This is a genomic window from Solibacillus ferritrahens, from assembly GCF_037027585.1.
Lineage (GTDB): Bacteria > Bacillota > Bacilli > Bacillales_A > Planococcaceae > Solibacillus > Solibacillus ferritrahens.
Map to the genome: position 1 here is coordinate 1 of NZ_JAXCLE010000045.1, position 2,048 is coordinate 2,048.

Here is a 2,048-nt window from a genome sequence, read left to right on the forward strand (position 1 = left end):
ACTTTATTCCGGTAGTAGGAAATGCGAAGGCATTAGTTGAAGCCGTGATTGGAAGAGACCCAATTACCGGTAGAAAGTTGGAAAGCTGGGAACGCGGAGCATCAGTCGCTGCTATTTTAGGAGGACCTTTAGTAAAAGGTGTGAAGCATGGTGGAAAGGCTGTCGCAGGCATTATTTCGGGCGGGCAAAAAGCAACAAATAAAACAGTAAATTTGGCCAAGTCCCCAACACCAACGAATCCGACAAAGCAGCAAGCACCGTCTCAGGCGAAAAGTGAAGTAAGCGCAACAACGGCATCACCTGCGAAATCGAAGGGCCAGGGTAAGGGTGAAAATTCCCAACCACCACAAAATGGCTCGAATATTAAACCTGCAAAGCTTCCTGAAATTGAAGTTAAGTTTAACTATAATCCAAAGCATGATTCTGCTGAATTTAGAAGGCAATTGAAAGCTCAAGAAGAGGGCATGAATGAGTTAACTGTTGACGAATATCTTAAAAATAGAGAAAAATATATTGCTGAAGGTAGAGCGAAAGAAGGAAATGTTGCTCAACAAACAGCTAGAGAAGAAGCTTTATCTGATAAAATTACCGAATTTATGGATAAAGGAAAATCATTTGATGAAGCAGAAAAAGAGGCGGGAAAATGGCTGAAAACCCAAGCAGCACTTCACAATCCAGATCAGGTTGCGGGAGGAAGACCTGAAATAATAGGAGGAATGGGAGATAAAAGGGTTAAATTCTCTATAGGTAGTCAATGGAAGTCTAGAATCAAAATTGTTGATAAACAAATCGAGGAAAAAGTAAAAAACATGACACTAGAACAACTAAAAAATACTTATTTGAATGTAAAGTTAACACATTAAAGGAGGAGTTTAAATGGAGCAATATTTAAAAGATTTTAAGTTACAGAATAAAGTTCCGAGTGAACTCATTGAAAAGTATAAAAATATAGTCCCTAAAGAAATAATAGATTTATGGCAGGATTATGGATTTGGAACATTTATGGCAGGTTATTTTAAAAGTGTCAATCCAGAAGAGTACATTGATATCTTACAAGAGAGCAGCCAAAGATATACTGATTCTTTAGTATTATTTGCAACAAGTATGGGGGATTTAGTCATATGGGCTGATGGTTATGTAAGGTTGCTTAACTTTAGATACGGTGTACTTAAAACACTTATGCCAAACTTTCTATACTTTTTTAAAAGTTTGGATTCAGAAAAATTTCGAGACGAGTATTTAAAGTGGCAACCATATCCAAAAGCAGTAGAAATATGTGGAGAATTGTCATATGACGAGTGTTTTGGATACACCCCTCTGTTAGGGCTTGGTGGAACAGAAAAAGTAGAGAATCTAAAAAAAGTTAAATTGAAGGAACATATTCTTATTATTACTCATTTTATGGGGCCAGTTCAGTAATAAGAAGCATGTGTCTTATTCCATGCAAATAGAGATATTTATAAGAAAACAAAATATATGCGAAGTGGATAACAAAAAATAATATGGTGTTTGAAAACACATACTCCATGATGGTTGTCCCAGCATGGAGTACTGTGTGCAATGAAATTGCAACTGCCGCCATTTTTTTGAGTTAATTAGGAGGGCTTAAGTGATAAATAAATATACTTTGTCAAAATTCAATCTTTACCCAGCGGTTGATGATTATGCCTATGATACTTCATACAAGTTTTGGAATGTATAATTGGTAATCGTAATAGCACTTATAAACCAAAAACTGGTAAGAGTTATTGAATTATAAACATATTTTCTAAAAAAATAGTGTTTATTAATCCAGGTACATTCAACATATATATCAAATATAATTGTAGAGTGCAAATTATGTAGTATTTATTTGCACTCTATTTTATTTACATAATACCCGGAAATTTTATAGTAAAGGAAGAATTAGTTCCGTTAAAGGTCGGCAGAAAAGTGGCCGTTGCGTATACGTCCTTCAAAGAGGGCGGCTATAAAGACGTAATCTCTGCAGGATTAGACTTTATTCCGGTAGTAGGAAATGCGAAGGCATTGGTTGAAGCCGTGATCGG

General features: G+C 35.7%; 2 protein-coding genes. Both read left to right on the forward strand.

Annotated features, from left to right (window positions below; translation table 11 throughout):
• Positions 1–863 (forward strand): polymorphic toxin type 15 domain-containing protein (locus tag SNE38_RS18990; protein ID WP_336047166.1); only part of this gene is annotated, 863 nt, incomplete at its 5' end.
• A gap of 13 nt (positions 864–876) precedes the next feature.
• Positions 877–1,419, forward strand: a complete 543-nt coding sequence (locus tag SNE38_RS18995; RefSeq protein WP_191705543.1) for a T6SS immunity protein Tdi1 domain-containing protein — start codon at positions 877–879, stop codon at positions 1,417–1,419.
• Positions 1,420–2,048 lie beyond the last annotated feature (629 nt).